This is a genomic window from Aquimarina celericrescens, assembly GCF_042682765.1.
GTDB lineage: Bacteria > Bacteroidota > Bacteroidia > Flavobacteriales > Flavobacteriaceae > Aquimarina > Aquimarina celericrescens.
The window spans coordinates 71,956-90,261 of sequence record NZ_JBHUHY010000004.1; the positions used below are offsets into that span (position 1 = coordinate 71,956).

General features: G+C 34.6%; 14 protein-coding genes. 2 read left to right on the top strand and 12 right to left on the bottom strand.

The features are described 5' to 3' along the window. Nucleotides 1-12: 12 nt before the first annotated feature. The 12 genes from ACFSJT_RS07430 to ACFSJT_RS07485 are packed head-to-tail and all read right to left on the bottom strand — an operon-like array spanning nucleotide 13 to nucleotide 13,918. Nucleotides 13-2,775 (bottom strand): hypothetical protein, encoded by a 2,763-nt coding sequence (locus tag ACFSJT_RS07430; RefSeq protein WP_378319608.1) that lies wholly within the window; start codon nucleotides 2,773-2,775, stop codon nucleotides 13-15. After that, nucleotides 2,763-6,056, bottom strand: a complete 3,294-nt coding sequence (locus ACFSJT_RS07435) for a baseplate J/gp47 family protein (protein WP_378319609.1) — start codon at nucleotides 6,054-6,056, stop codon at nucleotides 2,763-2,765. The genes ACFSJT_RS07430 and ACFSJT_RS07435 overlap by 13 nt, the downstream gene beginning before the upstream one ends. 9 nt (nucleotides 6,057-6,065) lie before the next feature. Further along, nucleotides 6,066-6,482: a GPW/gp25 family protein gene (locus ACFSJT_RS07440; RefSeq protein ID WP_378319610.1), complete on the bottom strand. Its 417-nt coding sequence runs from the start codon at nucleotides 6,480-6,482 to the stop codon at nucleotides 6,066-6,068. A 1-nt stretch (nucleotide 6,483) separates the two neighbouring features. Next, nucleotides 6,484-6,774: a PAAR domain-containing protein gene (locus ACFSJT_RS07445; RefSeq protein WP_378319611.1), complete on the bottom strand. Its 291-nt coding sequence runs from the start codon at nucleotides 6,772-6,774 to the stop codon at nucleotides 6,484-6,486. A 32-nt stretch (nucleotides 6,775-6,806) separates the two neighbouring features. Then, on the bottom strand, nucleotides 6,807-8,552 hold the full coding sequence (gene vgrG, locus ACFSJT_RS07450; protein WP_378319612.1) for a type VI secretion system tip protein VgrG: 1,746 nt from the start codon (nucleotides 8,550-8,552) through the stop codon (nucleotides 6,807-6,809). Next, the gene (locus ACFSJT_RS07455; protein ID WP_378319613.1) at nucleotides 8,553-9,278 is read right to left on the bottom strand and encodes a CIS tube protein; all 726 of its coding nucleotides are present in this window, start codon (nucleotides 9,276-9,278) and stop codon (nucleotides 8,553-8,555) included. Between the two features lie 11 nt (nucleotides 9,279-9,289). After that, nucleotides 9,290-9,451: a DUF5908 family protein gene (locus ACFSJT_RS07460; RefSeq protein WP_378319614.1), complete on the bottom strand. Its 162-nt coding sequence runs from the start codon at nucleotides 9,449-9,451 to the stop codon at nucleotides 9,290-9,292. Nucleotides 9,452-9,462: 11 nt separating this feature from the next. Continuing rightward, nucleotides 9,463-9,909 (bottom strand): phage tail protein, encoded by a 447-nt coding sequence (locus ACFSJT_RS07465; protein WP_378319615.1) that lies wholly within the window; start codon nucleotides 9,907-9,909, stop codon nucleotides 9,463-9,465. After that, nucleotides 9,909-10,352, bottom strand: a complete 444-nt coding sequence (locus tag ACFSJT_RS07470) for a phage tail protein (protein ID WP_378319616.1) — start codon at nucleotides 10,350-10,352, stop codon at nucleotides 9,909-9,911. The genes ACFSJT_RS07465 and ACFSJT_RS07470 overlap by 1 nt, the downstream gene beginning before the upstream one ends. 37 nt (nucleotides 10,353-10,389) lie before the next feature. Continuing rightward, the gene (locus ACFSJT_RS07475; RefSeq protein WP_378319617.1) at nucleotides 10,390-12,309 is read right to left on the bottom strand and encodes a phage tail sheath family protein; all 1,920 of its coding nucleotides are present in this window, start codon (nucleotides 12,307-12,309) and stop codon (nucleotides 10,390-10,392) included. Between the two features lie 29 nt (nucleotides 12,310-12,338). After that, nucleotides 12,339-13,343 (bottom strand): hypothetical protein, encoded by a 1,005-nt coding sequence (locus ACFSJT_RS07480; protein ID WP_378319618.1) that lies wholly within the window; start codon nucleotides 13,341-13,343, stop codon nucleotides 12,339-12,341. Then, on the bottom strand, nucleotides 13,343-13,918 hold the full coding sequence (locus ACFSJT_RS07485) for a Pvc16 family protein (protein ID WP_378319619.1): 576 nt from the start codon (nucleotides 13,916-13,918) through the stop codon (nucleotides 13,343-13,345). The genes ACFSJT_RS07480 and ACFSJT_RS07485 overlap by 1 nt, the downstream gene beginning before the upstream one ends. Nucleotides 13,919-14,500: 582 nt before the next feature. On the opposite strand from ACFSJT_RS07485, the gene ACFSJT_RS07490 reads away from it, so the two are divergent. Together ACFSJT_RS07490 and ACFSJT_RS07495 are read left to right on the top strand one after the other, a co-directional pair. Beyond that, complete coding sequence (locus ACFSJT_RS07490) at nucleotides 14,501-15,070, top strand: hypothetical protein (RefSeq protein ID WP_378319620.1); 570 nt, start codon at nucleotides 14,501-14,503, stop codon at nucleotides 15,068-15,070. A gap of 173 nt (nucleotides 15,071-15,243) precedes the next feature. Further along, the gene (locus ACFSJT_RS07495; RefSeq protein ID WP_378319621.1) at nucleotides 15,244-18,303 is read left to right on the top strand and encodes a sensor histidine kinase; all 3,060 of its coding nucleotides are present in this window, start codon (nucleotides 15,244-15,246) and stop codon (nucleotides 18,301-18,303) included. The last annotated feature ends 3 nt before the right edge of the window (nucleotides 18,304-18,306 follow it).

Here is an 18,306-nt window from a genome sequence, read left to right on the forward strand (position 1 = left end):
AATCTTATATTATCAAAGTGATCCTAAACTTGTTCTACCAAGAATAATTTGTCCTTCAATATCATCATCATTATCACAGTCAATTAATCTACCCGCCGGATATAAAGTCTGTAGACTAAATAATTTATCCAGCATTTCTTCTAATTTTGAGTTGTCTCCTTCAGGTTTCATTTCTTCTTCTCCTAAAATATTGGTTTTTGCTTCTAAGTATTCTTTGTATGCTTTTTCGAATCTCATTAGTCCGTTTTCTTCATCAGGCACTTCACCCTGTCTATGCCCTACCCAGCAAATTCGTGCTACCACATGGGCTGGTATTTCTTGCTTAATCACATTCTCCATATAATTTCTGAAATCTGTATCGGCAAATCGAAAAGTGTATCCCGGTAAAATAATACTCACCCTATACGAATATGGATCTATAGGTTCACAACTTTCACAGGTATCAGAACATATTGGAATAAACTTACTTGGCTCGGGATATACATCGACTCCTTCTTTTTTGAAGGCTGGTCTTAGTAAAATATGTTCTACCAAGAATAACCCTTCTTCGGTAAAATCATTTTCAATAAATGCTAGTGTATCAAATATTCCTTTTTTTAATTCTTCTTGGGTATCATAAAATCTTGAATGGATGGCAATGATATGATCTGTGCTTGAAGCCGGAACTTCGGGATTGATCACACTAAAAGAATAAACCCCTGTATTACTTGATTTATTTATTTTGATATTATCAACTTCGGTATCATCCTTAATTTCTTCAGAAAACGCTGCTTCAAGTTCATAAGTACTGGTTTCTATGAGCTGTAAAACAGTAAAATTGAGTTCATTGATTGCTGCGGTCTTTGAATTATACCCTTCCGTAGACCTTAGAATTGGATTACCTTCAGTATCCTTAATTTCCCACCTATACACTTTACAATCATTATCATCTACACTTGTAGTGATAGTGATAAAAGAATCAGAAATATTTCTACGGTTATAATTTTTTATACCTAATAATCTAGCTAATCTTTTTTGGGTTCCTGATATGTTGTCTGTATTCCATAAGTTTGGTAAGGGTTGCTTGTAATAATTAAACGCATTACCCCGCTCTGAGCTAATTATTTTATAGTCTCGTAAAAATGCTTCTTTATTGCGAAGTACCACTTCATCAGTACTATCACCATATAGCGTTTTCATTAAAAAAGTATACTCACTAAAGCGCTCTGCAAAACGGGCCAATAAGTGATCCAGTATTTGGTTTCTGCGCTCAACGCTATTATCCATTTCTTTGAATAATTCATTGGTAAGCACCTCATCATTATCTGTTATATAATCATTAACTAAATCTTCAAAATCTGCTATATCCTTGATAGCTTGGGTAAAATAGGTATTGGATGATCTACCACTAACCGATAGCAGTTCTTTTACTTTACCAAGATGTTGAAAATAGCTTGCTAAAATCTGGTCAAAAAACAATAGATATCCTTTTAACTGTTTGGCTTTTGCTTTTCTTTCGGTAGTAACCCTGGCAGACAAACCATTAATCCCAATTCCATAGGTATCAGGAAAATCATTTTGTATAGTGGTATACGCTTCATTTTCGAAATATTGACCTTTAGGGAATGATAAACTTTGATCCAAAACCTGATCAACAGGTGGTTTTAGTTCTTCAATAAAGGCATCTACTTTATCCTGATTAATATTAAGAGGCAAAAAGCCTTTATTATAATTAATAATACTCTTATCACAAAGTGCCGGTTTTTTACCATCATCTATACAAATAAGCCAATCATTTGATTCTGCTGTATTATCATCACAATTGCCTATAGCGATGTCTTTAATAAATTTAACCCCATCGATATCCATAATAAGCTTTATGATATCCGACAGTCTTACTTCTTCCCTAAGATTAGCATCTTCTAACTCTTTGATATCAATAAATCCTTTCTTCAGGATTGGGCCTTCAAAAATTTGATCTGTAGTATAATCTCTATCCAACATTTCTTGTATTGAATAGAATTTAACAGAAGGAGAAAAATAATTATCGATAGCAAGACGTACTTTGGCATGAATTAATTCTTCATCGGCCTCATTTTCGACTTCTATACTGGCACATATTGAAATATCATGTAATTCTACCTCGTCAATGCCGACTAGATCTTCACAAAGATTCCGGTTTTGATGATATGCTGATCGGGCAGCTTCTATTAGCTTCTCTTTTTTAGCATTTATAAAAGCTTCTCTATCTTCTTCTGGAATATCATCGATGCCATCTTCCAGAAAATCTTCATCATACTCTAATGTTATATCATAAAGTCCTTGCAGAGTAAAATCCTTTTTAAAATCCGCAGATTCATCTTCTACGTCCTTTATGTTATAAGACAAGATTTCTTTTTTACAATTGAGGTATACTTGCTTTTCGTGTTTACGTAGCCAGCAATTTTTAATCCCAGGAATATCAATGAGAAGTTTCCGGTAATCTAAGGCCGTGATTGGTTTTGAAGGAAATATCTCTGCCGGTTTAAAAAATTGGGTTTCGAGCCCTGTCTCTTTATTATTTGATGCTAATAAATTTTCGATTGGCATATTAATGCGCATGCCGAGATCCGAAATGGCATAGGATAGCATCTCCAGAATCGTAATACCAGGATCATGAGAATTATAATCTGTCCATAACCTACCTCCTAATTGTGAGATATATTCTATTCCTTTTCTTCTTAAAAAATAGAAATCCAGGTCATCCTGTGTAGCGACATCTTTTGGAATATTAATGATTGAATCTAAATTTCGCATGTCTCTACTTTTTCTTCGTTACTCTCTTTGCACTTTTCTATATCGGTTGATACTTGATGTTGTTTAGCCGAAACAAGTATGGATGCCGGATTTGATGGTTCTATACTACTATCAGATATTTTTCCATCTCTTCTAAGTACAACACCTTGCAGATAATCAACATAAAATAACTCCTCTAGATAATCTATCAGTACACTACGCTGCAATGTGACACCAAAATCAATAGTTCTAGAGGTATCAAATGCCCAGGGAGATAAAAATTTGGTAATATCTTCGCTTAACTGATTTTTATAAAAATTTTCGTCGTATTGATCGTAAAATTTAACCGACAAGGAAATTTCAACCTCTTCATATGTCGGGTTTACCACCTGAGTCTCAACCTGCATTGTATTTAATTTATTAATATATCGCTTTACTTTATTTAAAGTCGCCTGGCTTACTCTAGGCTGAAAAATGTCAAATACATTTTTATCGATGGTATCAGGAATCACCACTAAGGTCACATAGCCTGGAGACAAAAAGGAAGGTTTAGGTGTAGCCAACATATCAGTATGATTAAGACACTTTACCTGATAGATCTCTGGAAACTCTTGTAAAACCAGGTTTTCATAATCCCAAAGCGTTACTGCCCTATTTTTATGACGAAGCCGTTCACTAATACGTCTATAATAAGCATCATCAGACTCCTGTGGGCTACCATCAAAAGAATTATATGGTTGAGTTATCGATTTAATTTGTGGTACCCTGGTTATTAACTTACTTATTGTACCATCAGGTAAACTGGTATCCAAGTGCGAAAGTTCATTGTTACGATCTTCAAAGGTGGCTAATACAGCCTGAGGAAGAATAGATTTTACCTTGCTTACCGCATCATAGTTTTTATGAATCCTTGCCCGTACCCAAATGTAACCTTCTGGAAATCTGGTATTATCGATTGTCGCTTGCTTAGGTATAGAAAATCTTATAATTCCAGATGTCAATAAATTATCTGTACTGTTGATAAGGATATCGTCTTGTAGGTCTTTCCAATGGTTATTGCTTAAAATTGCCCATTCTACACGTTGATTACCCAAAAAACCTTCATCATTTGGGTTTTCACTCCCTTCTAATACCTGTATTAACAGTGATATCTGTTGTTTTATCTCTGCATTTTCAAGGCCGATAAATAAAGAACCTCCTCTACAATGCTTAGGCACTAAGTGATTGATTAAGAAATCATTTCTCTCCTTACTACTTGAAGTTATGATTTCCTGTATTTTTTCTTTTAAATATCGATGTTCTTCATGTTGCCCGTAGGGATCTTCATGAAATAGACTGATTAAGTTATTGGCATAGGCTACTTCATTTCCTTGCAGATTAGTTGATGCCTCTGCATTATAACTCATACTGATGGTTTCTATTAAAGGAATATAAGGCTCTTTAGGTATCTTTGACTCCTCTTTAGCATCTAAAATAGCTCTTGAGATTGCAAGTGCATAGGTTTTTGGAAACCGTTCCTGTAAAAAAGACTGATTCAATGACAACCGCAATGGGCCATTTTTATACCCTGCACTTTGCGAACTAGAAAATGAGAAATCTGTTTTATAAAGATCACCGGATTTTTTGAATAACACAACATCTGATTTTTCTATGATATATCTTTTTATATTATTCTCAAATACTGAAGAAGTCGCTTTAAAATAACTATCATTTACCGTAGGAGGAGTACCATAATTAGTATATTGATCTGCGAAATTTACTTCGGGGGTATCTTTCCAGGTAATATCAATATTGATACTTTTCCAGGGTTTAGAGAAAACCTCGGGATAATCAATGTCAAAATTTGATTTGTTTATCGGATCGGTAGTAAAAGGATAAAAAGGCTTATCTACATTAATAATACCTGTGTCATTTTCTAATTCTAAAGAAGTGATGTTATCTACATGGACTTTGGCACTAATAGAGTTAAGAGTATTTAAACCTAATCGTCTATTTAGATGATACCCTGTATAATCGTATTGCTTATCTCCGGCCTGTGTTGTTCCTTTCTCTTTTTTACTAGTATCTATTAAAAACCGAACAACAGGTAAATCGGTATTATATGCTTCTAAATGTAATTCTTTATTAAAACTAATTATTGGTGGCGCATCCTGCGGAATCTCGAATAAAATAGCTAGCTTGTTGCTTTGCATGCTGGTGCTATAATCTTCATTGCCTATTTTCTTTGACTGAATAGGTTTGAGAGGACCATACCAACCCGAATCCCCACTGCAATAAATAGTAATATTGTCATGCAATTGATCAAACGAAAAAGTCTCAGGAGGTAGTTCGAGTGTTATATCATCATCTTCACATGGTTGATCTTCATCTCTTTTTGGTTTTCTTTTTGGTATTTGATTTATAGTAACTTGAACTGTTCTTTCTCCTTCTTTAAGAGAGAACAACTGCGAAGCCAATCCAAATCCAGTTTTTACATTATCCAGATCTGGATACGTGCCTTCATTAGAAGGATATCCAAAAGGCCACCAATCTGCTGATCCTTCAGGAAAATCTTCTCCTTTGCCATCAAAAGAGTTGGCTATATCGGCCGTTTTTATTTCGGCATCAATAATTATTTCTTCACATTTCTCTTTAGACTCATCAACTTCTCGTTCTTGGTGGTTGTATAAACTTTTAAGGAATGTAATACTGGCTTTGTTAGCAACAAGCTCTTCCGAAGTTTTATAAATACGTTTGTTTCCGTTGGTGTCTTTTCCTCCATCAAGTTCGGTCTCTTCAGGAATCCTCTCGCTTATACTCTTTTTTGCTATTTCAAAAAGAAGATGAACTTTATCGGCCTTTGCCGAAAGTTTTTCTACTTTTAAAATTTCTGAGAAATAAAAATCAAGATGTCTCTTGGTTAGTTTATTAAATCTATTTTGTGATAATTCTAATAATCGTAAAAAACACACGAATAAGGTAAAATGTGGAGTTACCTCTCCTTCTTTCTCCTGCTTTTGAAGAGTTTCAGTAATTTCATCTTTTAATTTTTGATATTCTGGTTCGCCTCTAAGAGGAATGGTATCCTTGGTAAAATCAAAATATCGAAATAACTCTTGCCAATCTCCCGAAGGTGAATTATCATTCCCTGTATTAAAATAGTTTACATGCTTGGCGAAATTATAAGCAAACAACATCCAATCTTCAACATCCAAATCATGAAGTTTTAAGTTATCAGGATTAAGTATTTCGTTATAACGCTGTTGCTGATCTCTTCCGTTTCTTCTTAAGATACTATCGATATAACTGCAATTTTCGCTCATTTGTTGGTTTTAAGAATTTATATCGGTTCCTTCTTCAAGGTAAAATGGAAACACTACATTATTTCGAGAATTAGTGGCTCTTACGATATAATCCACCTTGATAAACAACTCTCCTTGTAATGTATCACTTTCAGTAATATCTATACGATCTACATCAATTCTTGGTTCGTGGTAAAGAATGGCTGTCCTAATTAATTCGGTAACATACGTAATCAATGTTCTGTTTAAGCTTTCGAACAACAATTCGTCAAGATTACATCCGTAATCTGGAAACATAATTCTTTCACCTAAACGAGTGGATAATAGAATCTCCAGGCTACTTTTAATATCCTCTTCATCAGAAATCATTTTCACCATATTTGATTTCTTACTAAACTCTGGAGGAAAACTCCAACCAACTCCTAAAAAAGATTTTTTATTTTCCATATTATCCAATCATTACTGTAGGTTCTCCTGCCACTATCGAACCACCATGAGCAGTAGAATCGCCCATTCTGGCTGCTGGCATTCCTCCTATCATTACTGTTCCTGATCCTGCAACAATAGAGTCTGGAGGACCACTACAAGTTGCCATATCTCCTACCCGGGCTGCTGGCATTCCTGCAATCAAAACAGTAGGTTCTCCTGCAGGCAAAATAGGACCTCCTACATGAGGCACTCCTCCGGGATTTACCATGGGACATACGTGCATATCGTTAATTCGTGCTGCTGGTGGCATAATTCTTTCTTATATTTTGTTTATACTTGTTATTAATTTATTTGTACCAATGAACCCTTTAGCACTGCTGTGGCACCCGATGAAACTTCGGCACCAGAGGAGCCTTCGGCTTTGAAGGCTGCACTAGCAGTAATATTTACATTGGTTCCTTCGATGGTAACATCTCCTGATGCTTTTAGTTCGATATTGCCAGCACTTTCCATAAGAATACCTGTACTATCGATCGTTACGACATTGGAGTTTTCGTCTTCTATAATTATGGTTCCGGCATCTTCATCTAATGCAATATGTTTACCTGCTGGCGTAGAAATATTAATCGTTTTTTTATCATCATCAAAAAGTACTTTCATCTCGCTACGAGTTACGAAACCTTTTTCGTGATTATCGTCGGCTGCTGCAATTGGTGCTGGTTTAGCACTGCTATGCAACATTCCCAGAACAACTGCATCATTAGGATCTTGATTGATAAAACCAATAATAACCTCATCTCCAATTTCCGGTCTAAAAAAGGCACCTCTATTTTCTCCGGCATCTAGGGAGGCAATTCTACACCAAATCCCTTGTTCTTGATTATTAACAATAGGAATTTGAACCAAGATTCGTTCTTCGCCATCGGGATCATCCTGTAATTGAGAAACCACGCCTATCTGTAACCCCTGTATTGCAGGAAGTAACCCAGATGCTGCTGGTGCGCTAATGTCAAAAGTCTCTGAAAACCATTCAGGATTTAATCCAAACTGCGCATCAACCGTCCAATTTCCTTCACTAAGATTATGTCTTATACCGGTCACGTATACATTACCACTAAATCTGTCACCTACTCCTTCTAATTTGAGTATGGTATTAGGTTTTACCTGTGGAATCCCTTGAAATTTTACTCTGCCTCTTACTTTAGACAATTGCTGGAACAACCATTTGGCATCTGCCCATTCTTGTAATTCTGTATCTGTTACAGCTCCTCCATGTCTTAACTCTAAGTTTTCAAGACCAATGGTTTGCGATAAATCATCGGGACTTAAATTACCGTTTAGCGAAACTGATGGGTCGTTTGCCTCAATTTCCAATAATTCCTGATCAGCATAATTCCATGCATAAGAAGAAACTTTCTCCATTTGGTTTCTAGCATCGATTTCAGCATCAAAATCCAATAATGTGGCTCCAAAAGTGACGGTCTCAACCTCAGACTGACCTAAGTCAGGTTCTTTGATACTAATAGTACCATCATCAATAAAACACAATTTACCATTAGCCTGGGCTCTAGAGATCATGAAATCCCAATCTGAAGTAGCGTATTGGACCAATTCTAAATGAGAGAAATCTGTAGCTTCTACATCACTATCCAAACCATATGTGCCAATAATTTCCTCAAAAATTTCACTATCGGTACTTTCATAATAATATTTGCTTTTCTTCCCAATCGTAAGCTTAACAGATTCATCTTTACATTCAATAATCAAATGACTTGTATGGGATCTAATCTTAATATTGTGCTTAATAACAATACCTTTAAAAATGGTTTCCTCGTCAGAGTGATATCCCGCAGTAATTTCAATTTCTTTTCCTGGTATTAGAAGATCCTTATTACTCAACTCAAAATCTCTTTCAGCAGGATTACCGTCTATAAGCACGATTTGAGCCATGGGTATTCGATTTACCTCTTTTTGAACCATAATGCTTTTTACTTGGTATACTTTTGATAACTCTTCTCCTTCTATAAGAATTTTGAAAGTGACCAAATCTGAACTTTGAGAAGTTTGTATAACACCACTATTATTCATCTATGATTGTTTTTGCAATGGTGGAAAATAAAGTTCTTGCCCCACAGTAAGTTTTCTGAAATTACTAATGTTGTTCACCTTCGCAACTTCTAGATAATACTTAGGGTCTCCATATATCCTATGAGTCATTAAAGGCAAAGTATCTCCTGCTTTTACAGCTCTATAATGTGTAAGATCTGGTGATTGATCGTTTTGTTCTCTGGCTCTTTGTTCTTGCTCTACAAATTTCTTAAACTTAGTCTTAACCAATGCTCTTAGTGGGGTTCCGTCTGGTTTAAAAAGTTTGTATTCTATATCCATCGAAATCAAAAGGCAAGGAAATGTTAACGCTCCCCAAACAATTCTAAGATAATTGGGCTTATGCGTATCTCCATTATATTCATAAACTGCTTTCTTGAAAGCATCGAGATCATCCATAATTCCGTTTCCCTGATCCTTATAAACTTTGTCATCATTACCAGATTTTGGATCATCTCCATAATGTACAATAACCCCGGTTCGATCGAACAGAAACTCTAAATCGAGATCTTCTGGAATGGATCTAATGAATTTTATATCATCAGAACTGGTTCCTTGTGCCTGATCCTCTTGAACCTCATTTTTTAAAGAGAAACTATATGTCTCTGGATTTAGTAAAGCGGTGTATTTAAGATCAGGTAATTCTTCATTGAATTTCTCGTCCTTGTAACATCGTATTACCAGTTTTTGTAGTTTACCTTCTATCATAATAAAATTGGTTAGCGTTCTTGTTTCTTTTCAAGAATTTCCATTACCTGCTCTACACATGCCTCAACCAAAGCAGATTTCTCTTTTTTACTATCTACTACTATCGAAGGTTGTTTACCTTTTCCCTCGTCGACATTAATTTTAATATGTAATTCTTTGATTTCTATCGGCATGAGCAGGTATTTTATATCGTTTCAAAATAATTATATGTGAGTTCAAGTGACTCTATGACCAGTTTATTTTCTTCAGCATTGAAATCTTCTACCACCCATTTTACAGGATAGGCATGTGTTACACTCCATGTTAATAAAGCTTCGTGCTTTTCGTTGAGTAGCATTACGGTAAGATTGATAGGCTTTATTTCAAAATTTTCAATAGCATCTCTACACCATTTTATCAAATCAGAATCAATTAAAAGTCCTCGTTTCAATATTAAATTAGGATACTTAGTTCTTACGGGTATCTTATGCTTAAATCTATTTTCTCCTCCTTCGGCAAATTCTTCGGTTTCCAGATCTACTGATAGACCAGAAACCGATTGAAATTGATAATCATTTATTTGAATTTTATTTTCTAAATCCTGAAATTCAACTTTAAAATGAAAACCTACTGGTGGATAGTAAGAAGCCATTACAATAAGGATAATTTCTCATGAACAAACTCGGCCGTTTCGATAGCGATCTCGTTGCCATCTGCTTTAAGATCAGTAGATTGAATTTTGGTTACATAAGCTCTTTCGGCTTTCCAAGTTACCACTGGCTCGTGTTTTTCATCTAAAAGGCTTATGGTAAGATCTCCTCTATATTGTTCTTCTCCCTCTTGGAAATAAACAGTTTTGACCCATTGATCGTAAAACTCTTTATTGGTATCCGCAAATGTTCCTCTTTTGATAGTGATATTACTATATTTTGAAAGTCCAGGTTGCTTGGTTTTATGATATTCTGTATCAGCACCTGCCCGATATTCGATCATTTCTCTTTCAAAATCTAACCCTGATACTTCGGTACAATTAAATTCTGAATCTCCGAAAGATACTCTAAAATGAAACTTTGGTAATGGATATGTCGTTGCCATGTTTTTATACTTTAAAAATTATTAGATGATTTTTTTATTATGCTTCTTGCATTTTGTGAGAGAATTTAAGAACAATAAATTCTGCCGGGCGAACAACCGCCATGCCTATTTCTACAATCATATTTCCTTCTAGAACATCTTGAGCAGTCATGGTCTCACCAAGTCCGACGTTTACATAAAATGCTCTATCGGGAGTTGGTCCTGCTAGAGCTCCAGCTCTCCATTGCAAATTAAGGAAGTTAGTAATCATGGCTTTAACCTTAACCCAAGTATTGGCATCATTAGGTTCAAATACAAATTGTTCTGTTGCTTTTTTAATAGACTCTTCAGCAAAATTGAAAAAACGTCTTACCGACACATAACGCCATTCGTTGTCATTACCTGCCAGTGTGCGTGCACCCCACACTAATGTTCCTTTACCTGCAAATGTTCGTATAGCATTAATAGATTTTCCAGTACCGTGAACATTCAATTCTTCCTGTTCTTCGTGCGAAATATGAACTGTTGGTTTGATCACGTAATTCAAACCTACATTTGCTGGAGCTTTCCAAACCCCTCTTGTGTTATCGGTACGTGCATAGACTCCTGCCATACCACTACTTGGCGGTAAAATTACAGGCACTTGTCCTATTTCTGCTTTTACTCTATTATACAATGCATTATCTGTACCTTCTAAACTATCCAATGTTGAAGTAGTTACACTACCTGATGCTGCATTAAGAGCAGTTATCAATGCAGATAATTCACCAGATGATTTAAGAGTAGTTAAATCGGTTACAATAGTAGAATTTGCAGGCGTACCTGCATCAATACCGAGATCATCATAAATAGTGTTAGTTGCCTCTGATATGGTATTCATAATTTTAGTTTTGGTATCATCAGTGCCTAATTTTGTTAATCTAGTACTTAAATCAGTATCCAGACTACCCATGTTGCTAGAAACCCATGTCCCTAAAGCTGCAGCCTCGGTCGCAGCATCTACGCTACCAATAGAATTGGCATCACTTAAAGCTTGTTGTGTATCGGTTACAAATGAAATAATTTCTTGTAGTTTTGATTCTACAGAGGGTTTGATAACTAAAGCAGCAGCATCGTCGGCAGCTGCGTTAACGTTGTCTCTTAATGCTACCATATCGATTATCAATTGAGTAAGAGAAGCTGTGTTTATAGAATCTGATAATGCTTGCACTTGTTGTTCTGGAGTCGCTCCAGAAGAATCACTTACATTAACAGTAACGTTTGCTTCGTTGTAATTATAATCAAGAATCGTTTCTACAAAAGGATAGTATGCTGCCCCATACTTTACGAAATCCTTTTCAAGATTAATCCCATTTCTTAACCCTGCAATATTTCCATCGATTGGCTGGCTATTGTCATAGCTAAAAGTATCAATGATTGTAAATCGGTCTTGTAATTTGTTACATTGTGTAAGCGCAAGATTATAAAGACTGTAGAAATCGCTACTACCCCCAGTTAACGAAGTAGCATCAGGGAAAAGAATTAATGTAGGTTCATCTTCTTTTTCGAGTAATTTTAATCCCTTTGCTAAACCGGCAGTCGTATCAGAACCTAATGCTACTGCGGTGGCTGGAGAAGTTCCTTCGCCATACTGTTCTACTGAAACGATATAACAGGGTCCACCACCATTGGCAAAGTATAGTTGAAGAGAATAATACATTAAAAATGGCGATGGAGATAACAACGGTCGTACAGAGATTACATCATCGTTGACATCGACAACCATACCTTGTTCTGCCTTGGCAAAACCAAAATATGTTTCATACTCTAGCATTGAAGAAATACGTGTCGGAACTTCGCTGAGATCCCCTTCTGCTTTATTGGTTGCTTTTTCGGTATATCCTATAAAAGCTGGAATAGCAGTTTCTACTTGAGCTACCGACGGAGGAAACTTTGCGATCTCCTCGATGTAAACTCCTGGTGTGCTGTACGTTGCCATAATTGTGAATTTTAATTTGTATAAAAGTTTTAAATAAATATTTCTGAGTAAATGTTGTCTTCGTCTATTGTAACATGTCTTTTATCTGGATTAGAAAAAAACATATTCTTTGGTTTTGGATTCTCAAAATCATTCTTTTTCAATGCTATGAATCCGTTTTGTGTGAGTGGCTGTTCATCTTTAGTAGTAAACACCTCATCTTCACTGATATCAATATATCTCCAAAATGTTTTCGTGTTTTCAAATCTTAATACAGGATCAGGTGTTTCATCTGGTAAGCCCAACAATACTTCATCGAGACCACTAGGAACCTCGACAGTAGTGTCTTCCAAAAGATCATTGTTGTTTCTCCCATCAATACCAAATCGAAAATAACCAATTAAACCATCTAGCTTTTGTGTCTCGATATAGGTATTTAATAGATCCACATTTTCTGGTTCTTCAATATCTTTGGGATCTATCAGGGTAATATTTTCGAGACCCAAAGAATTTATGGGAGCGATTTCGTTTACAAGAATGTCATATATAATAGCTCTGCTTGTTTCTGGTTGAAGCAAAAATTGAGTATGCACCTTGGTGTTCTTGAAAAAAATGGATAACGAGTTGTTTTCTCCCTCAGGTCTGATATTGGAAAAATAAAAGAATCTATTTTCTTCATCCTTTATGCTACTTGTATAATTTCTGAAATAGGTATCCTTAAATCTAAGCTCAAATGTTAGCATCAAATCTTTCGACGGTTGAATCTTGGGACAAAGAACCTGAGAACTATCAATGGCTTTGGTATGTTCATCAACATTTGCCAACAATGTAAATCCCCTATCTGTTTGTTTAAAAACAATTTTATGATTTCTAAGATCTAAACTTGTTTTTAGAACCGGCGTAACCGTAAGATATTTTGAAATGTTATAATTTGCAAGCCTTACGTTTTTTTGATCTTCAGATAAATCATCAAATTTTGTATCACCGTCATCAAGAAAATAATCGTGATTAATCTTGATATCGATCAAAGGTTTATATGTAATTTTAAAGCTCATTAATTCTTGTTTATAGTAGCATCAATTTGTGTAATCACAGAGCCTTCTGCCTGTAAAATATCTCTTTCGATCTCAAGCAATCTTAATTTATATATAACTGAAGGATACTGTTTGCCACCCAGTATTCCCCACACATAACTAAGCTGTTCAAAAGAAGGAGTGTACAATTCTGTAACAAACTTAAAATCACCAATGCCTTGCATATCAACATCTTCTCTATCATAATTACTATTAGATTGAGTGAATACGTTTTTACCTTGAAAAAATTCAATTATTTTAGAAATACTCTTCAATGATTCTGTATACCTATTATTATTTGCACTAAACAGCAGGTACAAATTGATATTTACTTTAGGATTTTTATAAGAAACACTTGTTCCTTCTATTTTATAGTTTGGGACATTTTTTAGGGTAGATTCTTCGTCTATATTAATTAATGTTAAGACGATGTCTGGATCGTCATCATCATTATCCCCAGAAGAAATAGTAGCTATATTACCCAAGGAAACAGGATTATCATCTTCAAAATATGCATTTACCTCTTCCTTGATAATTTGTAATACCTGAAATATCATATAAAAATTTAATTTTTTTTCCAATAGAAATATTCATCAAGCCCAAAACAGACCTAAACCTTGGCATTTTTTAAAAGAAAAAATACTGTATTAACTAACTTTCAAAAATAATCCTTGGCATATAGACTGATATCAAGAAATTATCTCAGCCTTCACTACTCAAAAATCAATAGGGAAAGATTTATTTTACAAAGGGCGTAAATTATAAATCATTCAAAAAAGAAGATTATAAAAATCTTCATTTTTATAGGGGTAATCATTGTGAAGATACAAAAAAATGTGAACTAAAAATGTTATGTGAAAATTAATTTTTTATTATATGGTTTTGCCGTATACCCTTTAAAATAAAGCCGTAATAATCTTTTTATTTTGAATTAATCTATAGAGAATCATTCTTGACGCGATCTTTGTGAAGAAGATTTAAAAATTTTTCCAAAAGAAAGGATTACCGAGAATCTAGACGAGATATTTTTTACATAAAACGAATTCTAGTTTAATCGTAACGAATTCTAAAAGGCCTACAAAAAACAATAATTATCGTACTACTTTTATATCAAATAGCCAACCTCAAAATAAGCTGTTATGAAAAATGTTGCCATAATTATCATTTTATTTCAAAGTTTTCAATTGATCTATGCCCAAGAAGGATTTGTTGATACCAAAAAATATATTGTCACTACCGAAATTTCGGATCAGGGACAAGACTATCCTGCTTACAAAGTCAGTTTGGTTCGCGCAGATGAGAGCTCCGAAATAATATCTACGCTTACCATTTCTGACACAGAGCTTTTTGAGGACATCTTTATTACCACCTTAGAGAATCCCGGATTAGAAGGGGTCTCTGAGGTGATTAAGATGGAAGTAGAATATTTGGCTTGTTGTGCACATGTAGAGTCTTATTATTTCATGATAGGAGAAAATAATAATATCATCGAATTACCAGAAGTGAAGAACGTGTATTGTGAAGATTCTGATACGGATTTTCAATATATTTTTCCAAATCAGGAATATGGTATCGCCGGAAACATTTTACGAACACAAACATTTTACAAAAATAAATCTGATATAAAATATGTAAATCTAAAGCAGAGTTATGTTTGGAATGACAATACCCTTGGCTTTTCTAAAAGTACTGCTATAACGAGTTACTAAAATTTTATAACACAACTCAATCTGATAAGCAAAAAGGGGGAAACTTTTGTTTATTATACCGACAATCCTTTTTAGGTATTGTCGGTTTTGTTTTTAATATATTTTAAAGTAGGAGAACCATATAACCTCAAGATCAGTTTGATTATATTTGTTCTCAACCTCAAGTATCGTTTATGAACAAATTCTGGCTCATATCTTTTTCTTTTTTACTGATATGTTTTTCTATCAACTCCTTGTCTGCACAAAACAATAGACTTAGAGCATATACCTTAGAAGATGGGTTGCCGCAATCTCAAGTTTATGACATCATTCAAGATGAAATGGGTTATCTATGGTTAGGTACTCAAGGAGGGGGGTTATGTAGATTTAATGGTGAAGAGTTCAAAATCTGGAATGAAAAAGATGGATTACAATCCAATTATATTCATGCGCTTAATTCGGTAAACGACAGTTTGTTTATTGGCACTATAAGAGGACTTTCTATAAAAACTAAAAATAAATTTACCAATCTTGAAGGTCCAAGAATCAACAAAATCTACAGAATAAAAAACAAAACCTATCTTGCTACCAATGTTGGGATTTATAGTTATGAGAATAATGTTGGTCTGACTAAAATAAAGCTAAATTCAAAAATTAACACCAGTATCATTAATGACATTGTTTTTGATGGAAAACTATTTTGGATAGCAACAAACAAAGGGCTTTGGAAATTAAGTGCTATCAAAAAGAGCGCTCGTATTATAGAAAGACATAGTGCCCACGATTTTACAGCTGCCATTTTTTATAATGACAAAGTCTTTGCTGCAGCCTTTAATCAGGGAATTTTAGTGTTAAACACTAATGCTAAGTCCTATGGTAATTATTGGATTTCAAAACCATTACGAGTGACTAATATTTCTTTACATAATGGTAACGAACTTTGGTTTGCAACCGATAATGAAGGAATCAGTATCGTTGATGGAGATAAGCGAACTCATTTAAGAAATATTAACAGACAAAACGGAATGACGGTCTCCCATGTTCGGAAAAGCATTTTGGACCGGCAATCAAATATATGGATTGCAACTTCTGGCGGTGGTTTCTACAAATACTTTCAGAATAACTTTATACACTATGATCAAAATACAGGACTAAAAGGTAATCGGGTTTATGCAGTACATACGGGAAAAGATGGTATCTGGGCCTCAAATTCTGAAGCTGGCATGGTTAAGATTGATTCTCTTGGGATTCACCATATCGAGCAAGAAGATCAGATAGCAGAGGTAAAAATCAAAACTATTACCAGTGATCAATCTGGGAATATTTGGGCTGGAACAGATGGTAAAGGAATTCTTTTCAAAGAGATTAAACAAATCGATAGTATAGTGGTTGACAGCAGCTTTGTTCAAAATGCTACCTTAGATTCTATAGTCGAAGTAAAAAAAGATACTATTGTAAAAACTGTGTATAAGAATCATATCATAGATAGAGACAGCGGCTTGCCTTCTGATTGGATAAGAACGGTACTTGTAGATAAAAATACCATATGGGCCGCCTCATATTCAACTGGTATCATTCGATTTACATATGATCCGGAAAAAAGGCGTTTGTTCAAGAAAAAGAAATTTGATCGAAAAAGCGGTATTAAAGATTTGCAGATAAGTTACATGACCCAAGATTCTCTGGGAAAAATATGGTATACCACTCAAAATGGTCATCTGGGGTATATCAAGAATAATCGTGTGACTCATTTAGGAAACATGTTAAACCAAAAAACTTCAATAAGTACATTGCTATTTCGTAACAATAAAATGTTTATAGGTACAGCAGGTAGAGGAATATGGTGGTCTGATCTTGAAAAAGTCGGTTTTAAAAAATTAAAAGGAAGAAAAAAACCCTACTCAGATAACATTTATCAAATGATATTTGACGATCTGGGCAACTTATGGGCAGGAAGCGAAAGGGGAGTGGATAAAATCGAACTTAATCAATCCAACGAAATTGTCGATATCTTTCATTTTGGAAGAAATGATGGCTTTTTGGGTATTGAGACCTGTCTTAATGCAGTAACCAAAGACAAGAAAGGGAATCTATGGTTTGGTGCCATCTACGGTCTTACCAAATATAAACCTACAGATAACACAAAAGCCACCGTTAAACCCCGTATCTTCTTCGAAGATGTAGAAGTAACTTATCGAAGTGTAGATTCAATTAACCTTAACACTTGGGCCAACAGTGATAAAGTTTTAAGACTACGTCCTAATCAAACCGAGTTATCATTCAGCTATAAAACTGTTGATCTTGATCATCCAAATGATATACAATATCGTTTTAGGTTAAATAATTCTGAATGGAGCCCTTGGTCGTCAGAAAATAAGCAGAACCTGGCTGGACTTGCCTACGGCTCTCATTATTTCTCAGCACAATCAAGAAATTATAGGTGGGAAGAAAGTGACCTGGCTACTTTTAGATTCTTTATTGACAGTCCAATATATGAAAAAGCCTGGTTTCAATTAGCCGTGTTAGCTACAATATTACTGATTGTAGGAGGATATGCCATTTCTTACATACGACGAGTAAAACAAAAGAATCAAGAAGAACGAGAGCGTTTACAGATGCAGAACCATTTACTATCACTAGAACAGAAAGCATTGCGATTGCAAATGAATCCACATTTTATTTTTAATGCTCTTAACGGTATAAAAGCAATGGGAACCAACAATCCTGAGCGCATGAATAGTACTATAAATACTTTTGCCACATTGTTAAGAGAAACTTTATACAATTCAAGAAAGGATTATATTACTTTAGATCAGGAAATACAAACTTTAAAGCACTATATAGAAATAGAACAATTGATGGCCAGTAAACCATTTAAGTATGAAATTACCATTGACTCTGATCTAGATCCGGAAGAAATATTAATTCCACCCATGTTAATCCAGCCTTTTGTAGAAAATGCTGTGAGACATGGCATTTTAAAAGGTAGTAGAGATGGCGAATTAAAAATTCAATTTCATACTACCGAAGATTTTTTACATTGCACCGTAGTAGATAATGGGCATGGTATTTTTCAATCCCAAAAAATGAATACTAATACCGATCATCAATCTATGGCGCTCACTGTAACCAGAGAACGATTAGAATCTATTTCTGGAAAAGATTCTTTAAATATCAAAGAAATTATAAATAATGGCAGTACCGTTGCCGGAACCCAAATAGCATTTAAAATTCCATTAGAAACCGACTATTAAAAA

Excerpts from the sequence above, each read along its gene's own strand:
- ACFSJT_RS07435 (WP_378319609.1), bottom strand. The coding sequence starts at position 6,056 with ATGAGCGAAAATTGCAGTTATATCGATAGTATCTTAAGAAGAAACGGA.
- ACFSJT_RS07455 (WP_378319613.1), bottom strand. The coding sequence starts at position 9,278 with ATGATAGAAGGTAAACTACAAAAACTGGTAATACGATGTTACAAGGAC.
- ACFSJT_RS07495 (WP_378319621.1), top strand. The coding sequence starts at position 15,244 with ATGAACAAATTCTGGCTCATATCTTTTTCTTTTTTACTGATATGTTTT.
- ACFSJT_RS07490 (WP_378319620.1), top strand. The coding sequence starts at position 14,501 with ATGAAAAATGTTGCCATAATTATCATTTTATTTCAAAGTTTTCAATTG.
- ACFSJT_RS07475 (WP_378319617.1), bottom strand. The coding sequence starts at position 12,309 with ATGGCAACGTACAGCACACCAGGAGTTTACATCGAGGAGATCGCAAAG.
- vgrG (WP_378319612.1), bottom strand. The coding sequence starts at position 8,552 with ATGAATAATAGTGGTGTTATACAAACTTCTCAAAGTTCAGATTTGGTC.
- ACFSJT_RS07430 (WP_378319608.1), bottom strand. The coding sequence starts at position 2,775 with ATGCGAAATTTAGATTCAATCATTAATATTCCAAAAGATGTCGCTACA.
- ACFSJT_RS07470 (WP_378319616.1), bottom strand. The coding sequence starts at position 10,352 with ATGGCAACGACATATCCATTACCAAAGTTTCATTTTAGAGTATCTTTC.
- ACFSJT_RS07485 (WP_378319619.1), bottom strand. The coding sequence starts at position 13,918 with ATGATATTTCAGGTATTACAAATTATCAAGGAAGAGGTAAATGCATAT.
- ACFSJT_RS07460 (WP_378319614.1), bottom strand. The coding sequence starts at position 9,451 with ATGCCGATAGAAATCAAAGAATTACATATTAAAATTAATGTCGACGAG.
- ACFSJT_RS07480 (WP_378319618.1), bottom strand. The coding sequence starts at position 13,343 with ATGAGCTTTAAAATTACATATAAACCTTTGATCGATATCAAGATTAAT.
- ACFSJT_RS07445 (WP_378319611.1), bottom strand. The coding sequence starts at position 6,774 with ATGCCACCAGCAGCACGAATTAACGATATGCACGTATGTCCCATGGTA.
- ACFSJT_RS07440 (WP_378319610.1), bottom strand. The coding sequence starts at position 6,482 with ATGGAAAATAAAAAATCTTTTTTAGGAGTTGGTTGGAGTTTTCCTCCA.
- ACFSJT_RS07465 (WP_378319615.1), bottom strand. The coding sequence starts at position 9,909 with ATGGCTTCTTACTATCCACCAGTAGGTTTTCATTTTAAAGTTGAATTT.